20 protein-coding genes and 1 tRNA gene are annotated in these 16,513 nt (G+C 41.2%); 4 read left to right on the top strand and 17 right to left on the bottom strand.

Annotated elements, in window-relative coordinates; all coding sequences use genetic code 11:
- Window positions 1–31 precede the first annotated feature (31 nt).
- Window positions 32–763, bottom strand: coding sequence for a hypothetical protein (locus C9414_RS06000; protein WP_107163266.1), 732 nt, complete (start codon window positions 761–763; stop codon window positions 32–34).
- A 98-nt stretch (window positions 764–861) separates the two neighbouring features.
- On the opposite strand from C9414_RS06000, the gene C9414_RS05995 reads away from it, so the two are divergent.
- On the top strand, window positions 862–1,260 hold the full coding sequence (locus C9414_RS05995) for a hypothetical protein (protein WP_107163265.1): 399 nt from the start codon (window positions 862–864) through the stop codon (window positions 1,258–1,260).
- 307 nt (window positions 1,261–1,567) lie between these two features.
- Here C9414_RS05995 and C9414_RS05990 read toward each other — a convergent pair whose 3' ends face one another.
- Window positions 1,568–1,789: a hypothetical protein gene (locus C9414_RS05990; protein ID WP_107163264.1), complete on the bottom strand. Its 222-nt coding sequence runs from the start codon at window positions 1,787–1,789 to the stop codon at window positions 1,568–1,570.
- A 42-nt stretch (window positions 1,790–1,831) separates the two neighbouring features.
- Window positions 1,832–2,089, bottom strand: coding sequence for a hypothetical protein (locus C9414_RS05985; protein WP_107163263.1), 258 nt, complete (start codon window positions 2,087–2,089; stop codon window positions 1,832–1,834).
- 214 nt (window positions 2,090–2,303) lie between these two features.
- Here C9414_RS05985 and C9414_RS05980 point away from each other — a divergent pair, with 214 nt between their 5' ends.
- Window positions 2,304–3,284: an SDR family oxidoreductase gene (locus C9414_RS05980; RefSeq protein WP_058838314.1), complete on the top strand. Its 981-nt coding sequence runs from the start codon at window positions 2,304–2,306 to the stop codon at window positions 3,282–3,284.
- Between the two features lie 18 nt (window positions 3,285–3,302).
- Window positions 3,303–3,467, top strand: coding sequence for a hypothetical protein (locus C9414_RS20135; RefSeq protein ID WP_181286110.1), 165 nt, complete (start codon window positions 3,303–3,305; stop codon window positions 3,465–3,467).
- Window positions 3,468–3,734: 267 nt separating this feature from the next.
- On the opposite strand, the gene C9414_RS05975 is transcribed toward C9414_RS20135, so the two are convergent.
- From C9414_RS05975 to C9414_RS05930, 10 genes are all read right to left on the bottom strand, one after another.
- Window positions 3,735–3,808, bottom strand: a tRNA-Arg gene (locus tag C9414_RS05975).
- 120 nt (window positions 3,809–3,928) lie between these two features.
- Complete coding sequence (locus C9414_RS05970) at window positions 3,929–4,453, bottom strand: YfcE family phosphodiesterase (protein ID WP_107163262.1); 525 nt, start codon at window positions 4,451–4,453, stop codon at window positions 3,929–3,931.
- Between the two features lie 14 nt (window positions 4,454–4,467).
- Entirely contained in the window at window positions 4,468–5,070 is a 603-nt protein-coding gene (locus C9414_RS05965) for an XTP/dITP diphosphatase (protein ID WP_162860205.1), read from the bottom strand.
- Between the two features lie 10 nt (window positions 5,071–5,080).
- Window positions 5,081–5,809, bottom strand: a complete 729-nt coding sequence (gene rph / locus C9414_RS05960) for a ribonuclease PH (protein ID WP_024427165.1) — start codon at window positions 5,807–5,809, stop codon at window positions 5,081–5,083.
- A gap of 151 nt (window positions 5,810–5,960) precedes the next feature.
- Window positions 5,961–7,022: a GerMN domain-containing protein gene (locus tag C9414_RS05955; protein ID WP_041086511.1), complete on the bottom strand. Its 1,062-nt coding sequence runs from the start codon at window positions 7,020–7,022 to the stop codon at window positions 5,961–5,963.
- Window positions 7,023–7,122: 100 nt separating this feature from the next.
- On the bottom strand, window positions 7,123–7,941 hold the full coding sequence (gene racE / locus C9414_RS05950) for a glutamate racemase (protein ID WP_099663515.1): 819 nt from the start codon (window positions 7,939–7,941) through the stop codon (window positions 7,123–7,125).
- Window positions 7,942–7,948: 7 nt separating this feature from the next.
- Window positions 7,949–8,389, bottom strand: a complete 441-nt coding sequence (locus C9414_RS05945; RefSeq protein ID WP_024423206.1) for a MarR family winged helix-turn-helix transcriptional regulator — start codon at window positions 8,387–8,389, stop codon at window positions 7,949–7,951.
- A 149-nt stretch (window positions 8,390–8,538) separates the two neighbouring features.
- Window positions 8,539–8,763 carry a spore germination transcription factor GerE gene (gene gerE / locus C9414_RS05940; RefSeq protein ID WP_003184172.1) on the bottom strand — a complete coding sequence of 75 codons (225 nt, stop codon included), beginning with the start codon at window positions 8,761–8,763 and terminating at the stop codon, window positions 8,539–8,541.
- A 206-nt stretch (window positions 8,764–8,969) separates the two neighbouring features.
- A complete protein-coding gene (locus C9414_RS05935; RefSeq protein ID WP_107163497.1) occupies window positions 8,970–10,286 on the bottom strand; it encodes a CitMHS family transporter in 1,317 nt (438 codons plus the stop codon).
- 153 nt (window positions 10,287–10,439) lie between these two features.
- Complete coding sequence (locus C9414_RS05930; protein ID WP_024423208.1) at window positions 10,440–11,300, bottom strand: LysR family transcriptional regulator; 861 nt, start codon at window positions 11,298–11,300, stop codon at window positions 10,440–10,442.
- A gap of 135 nt (window positions 11,301–11,435) precedes the next feature.
- Here C9414_RS05930 and C9414_RS05925 point away from each other — a divergent pair, with 135 nt between their 5' ends.
- Window positions 11,436–12,566, top strand: coding sequence for a 2-methylaconitate cis-trans isomerase PrpF family protein (locus C9414_RS05925; protein WP_107163261.1), 1,131 nt, complete (start codon window positions 11,436–11,438; stop codon window positions 12,564–12,566).
- 27 nt (window positions 12,567–12,593) lie between these two features.
- Here C9414_RS05925 and C9414_RS05920 read toward each other — a convergent pair whose 3' ends face one another.
- From C9414_RS05920 to sdhA, 4 genes are all read right to left on the bottom strand, one after another.
- Complete coding sequence (locus C9414_RS05920) at window positions 12,594–13,313, bottom strand: biotin--[acetyl-CoA-carboxylase] ligase (protein ID WP_107163260.1); 720 nt, start codon at window positions 13,311–13,313, stop codon at window positions 12,594–12,596.
- Between the two features lie 78 nt (window positions 13,314–13,391).
- Window positions 13,392–13,853 (bottom strand): acyl-CoA thioesterase, encoded by a 462-nt coding sequence (locus C9414_RS05915; protein ID WP_107163259.1) that lies wholly within the window; start codon window positions 13,851–13,853, stop codon window positions 13,392–13,394.
- Between the two features lie 122 nt (window positions 13,854–13,975).
- Complete coding sequence (gene sdhB, locus C9414_RS05910; protein WP_024427169.1) at window positions 13,976–14,740, bottom strand: succinate dehydrogenase iron-sulfur subunit; 765 nt, start codon at window positions 14,738–14,740, stop codon at window positions 13,976–13,978.
- 1 nt (window position 14,741) lies between these two features.
- The gene (gene sdhA, locus C9414_RS05905; RefSeq protein ID WP_107163258.1) at window positions 14,742–16,502 is read right to left on the bottom strand and encodes a succinate dehydrogenase flavoprotein subunit; all 1,761 of its coding nucleotides are present in this window, start codon (window positions 16,500–16,502) and stop codon (window positions 14,742–14,744) included.
- Window positions 16,503–16,513 lie beyond the last annotated feature (11 nt).

Raw genomic sequence — 16,513 nt, 5'->3', positions numbered from 1 at the left:
GATTAGTGTCTGCAAACTCTTAATCTTGAACCTATTCTTTTTCTATATGCAATGTCTTTCCATATAAATCTTCCTTTTTGAGAAGCATAGTTCTTTGACATGAAATATAATCTCTATGATCTCCCACTAAAAATGAACTCTTATCTATTAGATGGATTAAGTACCATTTGTTTTTCTCATTATCTTCCCAATAAAGAACCCTATTTGTATACCAATTTAAAAATATTGAAACAGGCTTCATTATTAAAGGTACTGGCAATGTTAGAATAAATAACATTAATCCTATGACTAGAACCTCTTTGTATGACTGGTGGTCAAAATCAATCGCTAGAACCATATTATAAAACGTAAAATAAAAACATAGAAAACATGCAATAAACAAAATAATAACAAGAGATTTTAACCATTTATTTGATGTTATTGACTTCGAAACACTGGTTTCTTTATTTGTATAAGTTGAAACAATAAGCAACAATAAAAACTCCCCTAAATACAACAAAAAAATCATAAAATCCCCATTTATTTTTATCGACACAAATGCTGCTCCAATATATAAAATGATTGTACAAAATAATGTATGGATAATGTACTTACCAGTTTTAAAAATAAATAATTTTTCTTTAGAAAAAAACTTCTTTTCAAGAATACCTGCTGAAATAAATGAAATTGGTTTAATGCTTTTAAAAAGAAAAAAAATTGCAACTACAATACTTGGAACCTTATAATATTCTTTTATTACTTTGAGGACTTCATTGATATCCATTTAAATTCTCCTTTTTATTTTTAAATATGGGAGGATAAACAAAAAAATATGTCAAATTATAGTTATTGTACCAAATAATTAAGAGAGAGGGTTATCGTATGAAAAGAATTCTTGTCGTAGCATTAACAGCAATTCTGTTTTTTTCAATACCGTTTGTAGCATCAACTCAAGCAGCAACTCTTGTTAGTTTATCAGCAAAAAAATCTGACAATGCCGCAAAAGAAATTGAATTCACCGGAAATGGTAAGTATATGAAATTCACATGTACTTATTCTGGAAGTACGTCTAAAGATAATATAGATGCTTTATGTGAAGTTAGAAGAAATGCTTCACCATCTAATTCAGTACAGAGATTTTATGTTGGCGGATCAAAAGGCAATAAATCTGAGAGTACCGACGTTTGGCTAGACAAAGGTGTGAAATATTCTATCTATGTAAACGTAGAGACTCATGCTCCTTCCAATGCATCAGTTACTGGAGTCATAAAAGATCGCTAAAATAGATAACACCTATATGGCCTTCTTTGTCCAACCAATAGAGGAAAAAATAAAAAAGCCAGAAACATTGTCTTATCAACGTTTCTGGCTTTTAACCGTTTTAAATCATATACGTCTCAGAAGAGATTCAAACTCCCGACCGACAGCTTAGAAGGCCGTTGCTCTATCCTGCTTTAAACCTATTGATATCCACGTCCATTAGCCATGTATAACGATCACTTTTCGAACTTAGACCGTATCCTCATTTACTATATTAATCAATGGTGTTAAGGAATTCTCTACCTAGTGTAAAGAACCTTCAAATAGTTTAAACCGATTTAGGAAAAAGATCCAATGCAGTTTGGTCGAGATGTGCCGCTGTTTTCTTAGGCCTGAATATTGCAGGAAGATCTTCCCCTTTCCTCATTCTCTCCGCCATTTGTTCAGCTCGTTCTCCAAACAGTTTGAAGTTTATTTGCTTGCAGCCTGGTTTAATCTTCAGCAACTTTCCTGCCTTCATGCTCTTATCCCATGTGAAATATTCATTCAATTCGTAACTACTTCCTTCAATTAAAGCTTTGACAATTTTATTTTAGATATCCTTACGCATTTGTTCTCCAATCCGAGCAGGATTATATAAGCCAGGAACTGATGAAGTAACTCCAGGAGCAAGGTCGGAAACTTCAAAAGTTTCTTTACCACTAAGAGAAAGGGAAACCAATTCTGCGGCAATTAGCTTTACATATTTAAAGAGTGGAGTCTGACTACCTACTTTGAAAATCTCATGAACAAAATTGAGATACCTAATAGGACCTGTAAAATACTCTTCTTCTCCTTCGCCTTTATACATTTCTCAACTTCCGATAAATTGGTCTGCAACTTTTATTACTTCCCAGCCTTGATTGCTGACACGTGTTCAAATACCTGAATATTCCAACCTGCTCACGAAAGTTTACTAAAATCTTTCAAATAACTCCTTCACAAGTTTATTCATTATTAATACTTGGATTAGCAGTCAACAACATAAACATTTAAAGGGAATAAGTACATTTGGAGGGAATTAAATGACACAAGAATCTGATGAGCGTAAGTTGCAACAAATAAAACAAATGCAACAGATGTTTTTAGAGAAAATGAAAACTCAACCTTATCCCATGTACCCTAATTACGGAAAAATCACACGCTATGAAGAAATCCCAATTAATTTACCTGAACAACGTCAACTTCGTCATCCTGGTGTAGAAGGTTTAATGGTACCACTTCCAATTATTGAAAATACAAATTACAAAGGGAGTGGTAAGTTAGCGGGAAAAGTTGCTCTTATTACAGGAGGGGATAGTGGTATTGGTGCAGCCGTAGCCATTGCCTTCGCAAAGGAAAGTGCTGACGTTGCGATTGCATACTTAGATGAACACGAAGATGCTAATAGAACAAAAGCAAGAATCGAAGAACTCGGGCAACGTTGTTTATTGATGCCAGGAGACTTGCGAGATAAAAGGCAATGTATCACCATTGTAGAGAAAACAGTAAAAACCTTTGGGCGTCTAGACGTTCTATGTAACCACGTTGGTATCCAATTTCAACAACCCAGCCTTCTTGACATTACAGACGAACAATTCGATGACACCTTTAAAGTCAACATATACTCACATTTTTACACAACCAGAGCAGCGCTTCCTTACTTAAAACCAGGCAGTTCTATTATCGGCACTTCTTCAGTCGTAACGTATGTAGGTGAGCAACAAATGATTGATTATACAGCCACAAAAGGTGCAATTGTTGGTTGGACACGTGCTTTGGCTAAAAATGTTGTAAAACAAGGAATTCGTGTAAACGCCGTTGCTCCAGGTCGAATCTGGACGCCACTCATTGCAGCAAGCTTCTCGTCAGACCAAGTGGCTGTATATGGAGCGTTTAACCCAATGGAACGAGTTGCCCATCCATTTGAACTCGCACCAACATTTGTTTATCTAGCTTCTGATGATTCACGTTTTGTTACAGGTCAAGTGCTGCATGTTGATGGTGGGGAATCCACACATTCCTAATATAAGGAGGTCATTGGATTGAGATATGAATTTAATCCAGAAGTAGAGTTATTACTTGTGAACCATTCAATGAAAAAAGTTACTATGGTTTATATGGAGCATTCATGGCCAATGTCTGAAATTGGACGTAGACCGCCTTATTATTGCTACCCAAATTATGAACTGAACTATCCAATCATTTAAATAAATCTTCAGGAACGTTTAGGGCATACAAAAATGGATACAACTATGTCAATTTACGCTCATGTCATTGAAAAAGCTGATCAGAAATCAGCCACTCATTTTGATAGCTCTTTGATACAAAAACAGAGAACGGAAATACTTAAAAATAAATCCACTCCCACCCCGCTCCCAAAACTCTATTTTGAAGCGGGTTACGAACTTATGTTCCAAAGAACAAAAAAGCCTGAAACCCTTGATAATAAAGGATTTCAGGCTTTTAATTTAGTACGTCCCAGGAGAGATTCGAACTCCCGACCGACGGCTTAGAAGGCCGTTGCTCTATCCTGCTGAGCTACTGGGACATGTTGTTATGTATTGTGCTGTGGTGTATTACCTCAGCGACAAGATTTATTATATTACTATTGTTCTTTAAAGTCAACGGTTTTTCGAAAGTTTTTTCATAAGGGGCAAATGCTGCACCCTTATGAAATACCTTCCAATGTGACAGTGTTTTCGAGGTCTTGTATGACCTGACCTTCGTCCGTGAAAAACTGTACGTTTGCTTCGCTTACATCTAGTGTCAGTATAGCATAGCTGCGCTCTTTTCGCACTCTTGGCAAGTGTACGCTGCCAGGGTTAATGAGGAGTTTTCCTCTTAGTAGTTCACTGCCCGGGATGTGCGAGTGACCAAAGCAGATAATGTCTGCGCCTAGCTCTTCTGCACGGTAGTAGACTTGAAGTAAGGATTGTTTGATGCCATGCAGATGTCCGTGAGTGAGAAATAGTTTTCCGCCTCCATCAAGTGGGAGCAGGAGCTCTTCTTCAAAATCGCCCATAAAGTCACAATTTCCTTTGACGACTTTGTATCCTTCGAGTGCTGGGTGGTTCGTTTCGAGTTCTGAATCTCCGCAGTGGATCATCATGTCGACTTCAGCCTCATGCCGTTTGGCAATGGTTTGAAGTTCGTCTGTGAGTCCATGACTGTCACTAATAATGAGTATCTTCATGGCTTCATTCCCCCTTATTCATTTGCGTCTAGCAGTGATGAAAGCTTTTGAAGCGCGACCGCTCGATGGCTGATCTTGTTTTTCTCCTCTGGTGATAACTCGGCCATCGTCTGGTCTTTGTCTTTGACGATGAAAATTGGGTCGTATCCGAAGCCATTTTCGCCGATTGGTTTTTCTGCAATGAAGCCTTCTACTGATCCTTCTACCGTTTTTGTTTCTTTTCCCGGTATGCTGACAGCAAGGGCACATCTGAATCTGGCTGTGCGGTCTTCTTTTTCAATGCCTTGAAGTTCGCTCAGCACTTTTTCCACATTCTCCGCATCATCTTTATGCTCACCTGCGTATCTCGCTGAATACACGCCAGGTTTCCCGCCTAGATAATCAATCGACAGACCGGAATCGTCTGCAATGACCATTTCACCTGCTTTGGCTTGAATGGCCTCCGCTTTGATGATGGCATTTTCTTCGAAGGTTTGTCCTGTTTCTTCAATCTCTTCAGTAAAGCCAATGTCTGCTAGTGTTTTGACCGTGAATCCTTTTGGCTCAAGAATGGCTTTGAATTCTTTCGCTTTGCCCGCATTGTGCGTTGCAATGATGGCTGTTTTCATCCTGATCAAACCCTTCTCTTTATTCGATGACTTCTCCTGTTACTGCTTTTTGCTTTTCGATTAATTCTTTGATGCCCTTTTCGGCTAAATCAAGCAGTCCATTTAGCTGTTCTCTTGAGAATGTCGCTTCTTCACCTGTTCCTTGAAGTTCAACAAAACGTCCAGCGCCTGTCATGATGACATTCATATCTACTTCAGCAGAAGAATCTTCTTCATAGTTTAAATCTAACAGAAGACCTTGCTGAGAATCAATTCCGACGGATATTGCCGCTAAATAATCAGTAATCGGGTTTTCTTTGATGACTCCTTCAGCTCGCAGCTTTTGAATCGCGAGTGTCATGGCAACAAAAGCACCTGTGATGGACGCTGTGCGTGTACCGCCGTCTGCTTGAATGACATCACAATCAATCCAAATCGTGCGTTCGCCAAGCTTTTCTAAGTCAACGACTGCTCGGAGTGCTCGTCCAATTAAACGCTGAATCTCCATCGTACGTCCTGTGACTTTTCCTTTAGATGATTCTCTTATCGTTCTTTGTGCAGTTGCTCTTGGAAGCATGCTATATTCTGCTGTAATCCAGCCTTTTCCTTCTCCTCTTAAAAAAGGAGGTACGCGGTCTTCGATCGATGCGTTACAAATCACCTTCGTATTTCCCGCTGAGATTAAGACAGAGCCTTCTGGGTGCGTGATGTAGCCTGCCTCTATTTCAATTTTTCTCAATTCGTCATATTGTCTTTCATCTAATCTCATGTTTTACCTCCGTTACGATATACATTCCGCGCGTATGCCAGCGGGGTTCTCCTACTAACTTTGACAACCTCGGCTTGTTCTAACCGCTCGGAATAAAAAAGAGGCAGCGAATATGCATGCCTCTTTTTCTCCATTATATCAATGTGTGACGTTAAAAACTACCTGTATTCACTTGTTCTGGTCGTGAAACCGGCTTTGTGAGCTCTGCTCCTTTTTCGTTCACAAGCTCAGCCTTGCCGTTGACCTTAACAGATACGCTTTTGACGTCCGGCAGCTCGGTTAATGTGAGCACAATGCTATCAAGAACTTTTTGTGAAATGACCTTTTTCTTTTCATCCGCACTGCCAAAAATGGATTCGTTGAAATCAAGTGTCACATGTCCATCTTTTACTTTTGGTACATCATTCAGCTTCACATCTTGGTCAAAGTCTGTAAGCAGATGGCTTTTTTTGCTTGGTCCGGAAACGAGCTCATCAATTGCTGCTATAATCGGATCATCCTCGTCTTTTGGTGCTCTTGTGGTGACCGGAACGTAGTATGTCTGTTCATCAGATTCAGCTAAATAGTAGACAGTTACAGGCTTTGTTGAAGTCATATCAGCGGCAGCCTCGTGCTGGATATTAATCCCGTCTTCTCTGCTTAAATCATCTGAGATGGGTGTACCGTTCACAGGCATTTCTTTTAATTCATGTCCATTCATCTTCAATTTGACTTTTGCTATGGAATCAAACTGCGTTAACGTCCAAGTAACAGATTGCAGGATTCGCTGTTCGTCTTCTTTTTTATAGTTTTTAAATTCATTTGAAAAATCCACAATCGCCGTTCCATCTTTAATATCGACAGATACGCTCGTGTCCGCAGGCAACACTGCTCTGAATCCATTCGGCATTAAGTTAGAAATAGGTCCCCCGTCCACGAGATATTCAAGGGTTTGTTTGGCACTTCCTTCATTTTTCGGCAGCGGAATGGATTGAGATACGACATACCCGTTTTTATCAATTAAATATAATTCTCTCATCACCGTATCTGCCTGCTTCTCTTCTTTTCCTTCTTTGGCTGTTTGTTTATCTTCTTTATTTTCTTTCACATATGTGACGTTTTGTGGTGGATCAATCTCTGTTTTCGCTTGGTCTGTTTGAAACAATCCGCATCCTGACAAAAGCATGGCTGACGCGATACACGTAACAGCTGCTGTAGATCCTTTTTTCAGCATACTTCACCCTCCTCTAGTAGTTTGTACTACTATGTATACGAGCTCCATCAGAGGATTAGACCCTTTTCATAAAAAAATAACCCGCTTCAAGTAGAAGGGGTTATTGCTGATAGATGTGTTCAAGTGACACGGTTTCGACCTTTCCTGGCAGGTAGCCAAACCAGTCACGAGCGATGTTTTGGAAATTTTGCTGCTGTCCTGTTGTGTAAAATGTATGGACAGGTGCTTCTTTAGAGGTATTTAACAGCCCTTTATATGAGAGAATCGTACTCGCTTCTCTCGCTGTCTCATCCCCTGATGAAATGATGTTTACTTCACTGCCCATAAAGCGCTGAATCGGCTCTTTTAAAATCGGATAGTGTGTGCAGCCCAGAATAAGTGTATCAATCCCTGTTTCTTTCATTGGTTCAAGGGAGTCTTTCACCACTGCCTCTGCTGTCTGATCTAAAAAAGTACCGCTTTCCACAAATGGGACAAGGAGCGGACACGCCAGGCTTTGAACCGTTAGACCTGCTTTTAGTGACAGCAGCGCTTCTTTGTATGCCTCGCTTTTGATCGTATTGACTGTGCCAATAACGCCAATGTGCTGATTGTTTGTCACCTTGATCGCTGTACGGGCGCCGGGCTGAATCACGCCAATGACCGGAATATCAAGCGTTGCTTTGATTTCGTCCAGTGCGATCGCCGTTGCTGTGTTGCACGCAATGACGAGCATTTTAATATGGTGATGTTTTAATAAGTAGTGCGCCATTTCCCATGTATATTGAAGAACTTCTTCTTCTTTACGAGGGCCATATGGACATCGTTTTGTATCGCCTACATAAATGATGTTTTCTTTTGGCAGTTGTCTCATGATTTCCTTTGCAACGGTTAAACCGCCGACGCCGGAATCAATGACGCCGATTGGTTGATCCAACAAAATCGCCTCATTTTCTTTTCATTTGCTGCTGTAGTTTCGTTAAGGATTGGTTGAAAACGATGGCTTCTTCTTCTGAGAAAGCCCCTAGAAGTTCACTGACGTATTCTTGGCGTTTAGCAATCACTTCTTGAATGATCCTCTCGCCTTCAGGCAATAAATGAATGCGAACCACGCGGCGATCAGATGGATCTTTCACCCGTTCGACAAGTTCACTTTTTTCCATTCTATCAATTAAATCAGTGGTTGTGCTGCAAGCCAAATACATCTTTTGTGACAGCTCACCTATTGTCATATCTCCAAATTCATAAAGCCACTGAAGCCCGATGAATTGTGGAGGTGTAATCGTATATTGATTCAGGATTTCTCTGCCTTTTTGCTTAATAATTGCAGCAATGTGGCGCAATGATTTTTCAATCTCTGCAACATGGCCAGACTCATTCGTTTCCATTTTATTGATACCTCACTATAGCATCTCACTTTGATTAAAACGTACATGTCTATTTTCCTCGTTTTTCAAAGAAAATGCAAGAAGAGACTCATGGAAACCATATAGAAATAACCGGTTCCTTCCCGATATGGAAGGAAAACCGGCTGACTTTAGAGCTCTAGCTCACCCATACGCAGAAGCTCGACTACGGCCTGTGAGCGGCCTTTAACTCCTAGCTTTTGCATGGCATTCGAAATATGATTTCGAACAGTCTTTTCGCTAATAAAAAGCTCGCTTGCAATCTCTTTTGTTGTTTTATCTTGGACGAGCAATTCGAATACTTCTCTTTCTCTTTTGGTTAATAGCGGCTTGGATTGAAACTCTTTCTCCTTCAAGTATTGTAACCCTCCTTGCTAAGGTGAGAGCTCTAGTCTCTATAGAATGGGATTCTGTATAGTCGAGATATCATATGCCGGGTACCTGAGGTAGGTGACGTTAAAATCAAGAAATCCCGCATATCAGCGTCCAATTTACTGCGCTTTCAGCCACGCAAAAAAGGACGAGTCTCCTCACCGAGACATCGTCCTTTTTTACGTGGTATTTAAAAGATTGTAATGGCGCCTGTTAACAATGCAATAAGTGTTGTAAAAAGGGCAGTTAACACGGTCCATAGGAGTGCGTATTTTTGCAAATCACCAATATCTTTGTTCAGCATACCAACAAGCAGCAGCGTTGAAGCCACAAGTGGGCTCAGTAAGTGGACAGGCTGTCCTATGATAGAAGCACGTGCAATCTCCACCGGATCAATCCCGTAAGCTGCGCCGGCTTCAGCCAAGATTGGCAGCACCCCGAAATAGTAAGCATCATTTGAAAGAATAAATGTAAATGGCATACTCGTCAAAGCCACAATTAGCGGGAAAAATGAGCTGTAGGAATCTGGAATCATGTAAATGACCAAATGGGCAATGGCCTCAACCATCTTTGTTCCTGAGAAGATCCCTGTGAAAATTCCTGCTGCAAATACAAGTGTGATAACCGTTAATGCGTTTCCTGCATGAGATAAAATTCGCTCACGCTGATCTTCAACCTTTGGATAGTTAATCATGAGAGCGATGACAAATCCAATTAAGAAAAGTACAGGAATTGGGATGATATCCATGACTAGTGTGACCATGACAGCAATTGTAAGGAAGAAGTTAATCCAAATCAGATTCGGCCTTTTGATATCGGCTACTCCATCCTCAATTGACGCAGCCAATTCAGGAGAAATGGACGGCTCTTCTTTGTACTGAATTTCTGCAATCCCAATTCGTTTTCTTTCTTTTTTCCCAAGAATATAAGCAGTAAAAAGTATAAAAAGACCGCCTCCAACCATCGTTGGGAGTAATGGAATGAAAAATTCGCCTGCATCTAATCCAAGCGCCGCGATGGCACGAGTAGCTGGGCCGCCCCATGGCGTCATTCCGCTCATAATTCCTAATGATAATAATGAAATTGTTCCTAAAATTAATGGGTTCATCCCAATTCTTAAGAAAAGTGGCAGCATAGCTGATACGGTAATCATATACGTTGTTGTTCCGTCACCATCTAAAGCAACAAGCATAGACAAAATCGCTACCCCAAAAGCAATTTTGACAGGATCACCTTTTACAATACGTAGAATGAGTTTAATCAGAGGATCAAACAATCCAGCATCCAGCATGACACCGAAGAATAAAATCGCAAATAACAATAAAGCAGCTGATGGTGCAACAGTTTTCAGTCCATCAAGCATCATGTCCCCTAATCCTTTGTTAAAGCCACCGATCAATGCAAATATGATAGGTACAACGGTTAGAGCCACCACCGGATGCATACGTTTAGTCATAATGAGAAATGTAAATGTCAAGACCATCAAGATCCCTAAAATAGCTAGCACTTTATATCCCTCCATCCTCTTCTTTACATGATCTGCAAGCGCCCCCTTGCACTTGCGATCTACATGTTAGCGCTTTCTATTTCAAGGATATAATAGCTTTTTTTATAATGAAAATATCGATTTTTTCGTATATTCAATAAATTTCTTTTATAATCAACCTTGCTGATTTCTTAAAAACTCAATGAACGCTTTCACAACAGACAAATGAAGTGAGTCTGGCTGGTACATGAGCCATGTATCTCTTAATACAGGCTGTCCATCTTTATACGAAAGACCTTTTACAAATAACTCATCACTTGGTCTGAGGCAAATTTCTGGGACAATGGCATAGCCTAAACCATGCTTCACCATCTCTTTTGATGTATCCTGACGGTCTGTCTCCATTGTGACAAGCGGAGGCATTGTGAATGTTTCCTGCCACCATCTGTTAATCAGCCGTTTCAATGAACTGTCTGTATGATAGTCAATGAGCGGCAGATTCGGGAGATCCTTTAGCTGGATTTCTGATTTTGAAATGATGCAAAGACGCTCTTTATCGAGCAAAAAACGCTCTCCATTCCAGTCATAATCGCCTCTTAAAATCCCTAAATGCACACTTGATGTTCCTAATAAATCCATTACCTTTGTGCTCCAGCCTGTGTTGACCATAAATTGAACATGTGGATACTGCTTAGAAAATTCTTTTAATATTTCTGGCAGTTTATACTGGGCAAAGTTACTTGAGACCCCTAACCGGATCGTTCCTTTGACCTTTTTTTGCATATTGAGCATGCCATCTTTTGTTTGCTGCAGCTGTTTGAGCATGTCATTTGCATATTTAGCCAAGTATTCGCCCTCTGATGTAAATTCAATTCCTCGTTTTCTTTTAAAGAAAAGCTTCATATCAAACTCCTCTTCAAGCTGTTTCAAACGATAGCTTAAGGCAGGCTGAGAGACAAATAATTTTTCTGCCGCTTTTGTGATGTTCTTTTCTTCATAAAGTACCTTTAAAAACCGCCAATCTTTTTCATCCATTGTTTGTCCTCCTTTTTTACTAATTATAAAATAATTTTATTGATTTCTCTTAAAATAATGTATTTAACTTATTTCTTATTATACTTTACCATTTTGGTTAGATAAACAGTTTATTAAAAATTGAGGGTGAGAGTAATGAGAAAAGTTCCAATCACAATCATGCGAGGCGGTACAAGCAAAGGAGTATTCATTCACGCAAACAATGCACCATATGAACACGATGAGCTCGAAGCGTTTCTATTAGACATTATGGGCAGCCCTGACCGGCTGCAGGTCGATGGAATCGGCGGCGGTAATTCTTTAACAAGCAAAGTGGCCATTATCGATAAAGCCACACGCCCGGATGTGGATGTGAACTATACATTTGCACAAGTCAGCATTAATGAGAGATATGTCGACTTTAAAGGAAACTGCGGGAACATCTCATCAGCCGTTGGGCCGTATGCGATCATTAAAGGACTTGTTCAAGCGGTTGAGCCCATTACAACTGTACGTATCCTCAATACCAATACAAATAAAGTCATTACGGCAGAGGTCGAAGTTGAAAATGGAGAAGTGAAATTTGAAGGACAGGCAGAAATTCCAGGAGTAAAAGGAACTGGTTCTCCCATTTATTTATCCTTTGAGAAACCTGAAGGCGCTGTCACAGGTAAAACCTTTCCGACTGGAAACAAAATTGATACGATTCAAACGAAGTTTGGGGAAATTCCAATCTCGATCGTTGACATTGCAAATCCAATTGCCTTTATTCGTGCCAAAGATATTCAATTAAAAGGAACTGAATTGCCTGAAGAGTTTACAGACGAATTACTGGATGATTTAGAAGAAATTCGTTCTCTCGCTGCTGAAATGTGTCATTTTGCACCAAAAGAAATGGCCACATTACAGTCTCCAGCTGTTCCAAAGCTTGCGCTCATTAGTGAGCCTGCTGACTATGTAGATACAAATGGCATCTTGAGACGAGCAGAAGATATGGACATTATCGTTCGTATGCTATCGATGCAACGACCGCACCAAGCACTTGCCATTACCGGCTCTGTTTGCGTGACAGCCAGCTGTTTCTTAGATGAAACGCTTCCTTCTCAGCTGTTTCAAGGAAAAGATGACACTCTTCGTATTGGGCATCCTGCTGGTATTATGCAAACGGAAATTGACATCTCTCAAAACAGAGTCAAAGTCATTCGAACGGCAAGAGAAATTCTAGACGGAGTTGTCTTCACAAAACAAGACTATGTGATTCAGCCTCAGATTAAAAGAGAAGCTTAAAGCAGACGATGTTCTCGTCTGCTTTTTTTAATTCTGTAGCGGTGCATCTATATCTCCGGCCGAATGAGCTTTTATCTGCCCTTTCTCATCTTTTAGCTGGAGATGACCGTTGTGGTTGACCCCGCAGCAAATACCCTCTTCCCATGTTTGTTTTTCACGGTCTAACGAAATCCGCAGCGGTTTATGAAGACGATATAACCGTTTGTTGTAGAGGGCAGTGAGTGCTTCAAACCCTTCATTCTTCCAGCGTGTATGATATTTTTCAAAAGCGGCTGCAAGTTCCTTCACAAGCTGATCCGATTTCACCTCTGTAAGCTCTGATAGGCAAATGGTTTTATACGGAACATGCTCTGGCTTTGTCTTCACATTAATGCCAACCCCGATATAAATAGCGGTACGGTCCGCTTCAATCAATGTGCCTGATACCTTTGCTTCATTGATGAGAATATCGTTTGGCCATTTAATCGCCAGCTGATCCTCAGCCCTTATGAGAGGTTTAAGTACATCGTAGATCGCTAGTGCCGTCAGCGGAGCAATCGTTGACTGGGTGGAGAGTTCTTCTGGCGGTAAAACTGTCATGGTCACAGCGACATTTCCTGCAGGCGTTTCCCACGGCCTACCTAGCCTGCCTCTTCCTGCTGTCTGCTGATGTGCATAGACAGCAAATGAAGGTTTTTCTCCTTGCTGAATGAGCCTTTTCGCTTCATTATTTGTACTATCAATGGTGTCATATTGAAAAATCTTCATGTGTTCTCCTTTTGTTTCTTCTTGATATGGTCTTTTTATTATAACAAAATGAAGCTTACACGTTGATGAGGCTGCATACTACCCATTTCGCTGAGCTTGAAATGTCTCTTTTTCTTCCTCTGTAAATGGGACAGGCGCGCCTGTTTCTTTATTAATTTGGACCATGGTGACTGAGCCTGTAAAGCATGGTTCCTGCTGCTCGTTTTCTCCTAAATAATGAAGAATAAGTGAGCTTGACCCAACTTTTTCCGGCTTTACATACACACGAAGCCGCTCCCCTATCTCCACCTGTTTGATGTAATCACATTGCAGGTTTGCCACGACTGTAATCGTCTCTTTCACACGTTTCATTCGTTTATCCACAACTCCTGTTTTTTGAAAAAAGGCAATCCGTGCTTCTTCAAAATACACAAATGGGGTGACATTGTTCATATGGCCGAACATATCCGTTTCTGAAAAACGGACAGTCGTTTCGACATAAAATCGAAAAGATGCCCTCCACTCTTCAAACGGTTCCTCAATATATGACGGAAGTCTCACTTTATCATCTCCTTATTCATCAATAAACGCCTCTCCCAATATTGGAAGAGGCGTTTATTTTGTGTTCCACCCAGCCTCTTGTAAACACTCATCATGATTGGCAAAGAGGACTGAATGTGATGTTATTCTGCGTGATCGCTTCCGAAGAAGTTACGGAAAGCTTGTAATGTTGTATCTCGGTTAAGTGCTGCAATTGACGTTGTCAGCGGGATTCCTTTCGGACAAGCCTGCACACAGTTTTGAGAGTTCCCGCAGTTCGCAAGACCGCCGTCACCCATAATTTCTTCTAGACGGTCAGACTTATTCATCGCACCTGTCGGATGTGCGTTAAATAGACGTACTTGTGAAAGCGGTGCAGGGCCCATAAAGGAAGACTTATCATTCACGTTTGGACAAGCTTCAAGGCAGACACCACAAGTCATACATTTAGAAAGCTCATACGCCCATTGACGTTTTTTCTCAGGCATTCTTGGTCCAGGTCCAAGATCATATGTGCCATCGATCGGCACCCATGCTTTTACTTTTTTCAAGGAGTTGAACATACGGCTTCTATCAACCTGCAAGTCTCTCACGACCGGGAATGTCTTCATCGGCTGGAGACGAATCGGCTGATCTAACTGGTCAATTAGTGCTGTACATGACTGGCGCGGTTTTCCATTAATGACCATAGAGCAAGCTCCGCACACCTCTTCAAGACAGTTCATATCCCAGTTGATCGCCGTTGTTTTTTCACCTTGTTTATTAACCGGGTTACGTCTAATTTCCATGAGTGCAGAAATGACGTTCATATTCGGACGGTAAGGGATTTCGAATTCCTCATCATAAGACTTTCCATCTGCTGTATCTTGACGTGTGATTATGAAATGAATTGTGTTTTTTTCACTCATCTTATTTCTCCACCTTTTTCTTCGAGTAATCTCGTTTACGAGGTGCAATTAACGATACATCGACGTCCTCATAGTGGAATGCAGGCTTTTGATTTTCCCCTTTGAACGTAGCCATCGTTGTTTTAAGGAATTCTTCATCGTTTCTTTCTGGGAATTCCGGTTTATAGTGTGCGCCTCGGCTTTCATTCCGGTTATATGCCCCGATCGTAATGACTCTTGCCAGCTGAAGCATGTTGTCAAGCTGACGCGTGAAGGCAGCGCCTTGGTTGCTCCATGATGCGGTATCGTTGATGTTGATCTTCTTGTAGCGCTCCATTAGTTCTTCGATCTTCTGATCTGTTTTTAAGAGTTTGTCATTGTAACGAACCACTGTAACGTTATCCGTCATCCATTCTCCAAGCTCTTTATGAAGCACGTACGCATTTTCTGTACCATCCATGCTGAGGATGTTGTCCCATTTCTCCTGCTCTTTCTTCACGGCACTGTCAAATGTTGCAGAAGAAAGGTCTTCCGCAGACTTCTCAAGACCGCTAATGTACTTCACCGCATTTGGTCCAGCGACCATTCCGCCGTAAATCGCAGAAAGAAGTGAGTTTGCACCAAGCCTGTTTCCGCCGTGCATCGAGTAATCACATTCTCCGGCAGCGAACAGACCTTTGATATTCGTCATTTGATCATAATCGACCCATAATCCGCCCATTGAGTAATGAACAGCAGGGAAGATTTTCATCGGCAGCTTACGCGGGTCATCACCCATGAATTTTTCATAGATTTCAATGATTCCGCCAAGCTTAATATCAAGCTCTTTAGGATCTTTATGAGAAAGATCGAGATATACCATGTTCTCTCCGTTGATGCCAAGCTTTTGCTCGACACATACGTCAAAGATTTCACGCGTTGCGATGTCACGCGGTACAAGGTTCCCGTATGCTGGGTATTTTTCTTCAAGGAAGTACCAAGGCTTCCCGTCTTTATATGTCCAAACTCGTCCGCCCTCACCACGAGCTGATTCACTCATGAGACGAAGCTTGTCATCTCCTGGAATCGCTGTCGGGTGAATTTGAATGAATTCTCCATTTGCATAATGCGCACCTTGCTGATAAACGATAGATGCAGCAGATCCAGTGTTAATCATGGAGTTCGTTGATTTACCGAACACGATTCCAGGGCCGCCTGTTGCCATGATAACCGCATCTGAACGGAAGGATTGAATTTCCATTGTCGTTAAGTTCTGTGCGACAATCCCGCGGCATACTTCCTCGTCATCTAAAACAGCGCCAAGGAATTCCCAGCCTTCATATTTTGTGACAAGTCCTGCTACTTCATAGCGGCGAACCTGCTCATCCAGTGCGTATAATAGCTGCTGGCCTGTTGTAGCTCCAGCAAACGCTGTACGGTGGTGCTGTGTTCCCCCGAAGCGGCGGAAGTCCAATAATCCCTCTGGTGTTCTATTAAACATAACACCCATACGATCAAGTAAGTGGATAATGGACGGCGCTGCTTCACACATTGCCTTTACTGGCGGCTGGTTGGCTAAGAAATCTCCGCCGTATACCGTGTCATCAAAATGCTCATAAGGTGAATCCCCTTCACCTTTTGTATTGACCGCTCCGTTGATTCCGCCCTGTGCACATACAGAATGCGAACGTTTCACAGGTACGATTGAAAATAGTTGAACAGCTGTTCCCGCTTCTGCTGCTTTAATAGTTGCCATGAGACCAGCTAAGCCGCCTCCGACAACGATGATGCTAGAATTACTCATTGTAGCCCCTC

Source organism: Bacillus sp. Nf3 (assembly GCF_003028545.1).
GTDB lineage: Bacteria > Bacillota > Bacilli > Bacillales > Bacillaceae > Bacillus > Bacillus safensis.
Note: the sequence above shows the minus strand (reverse complement) of the source record. Positions and strands in the feature narration are given on the sequence as shown.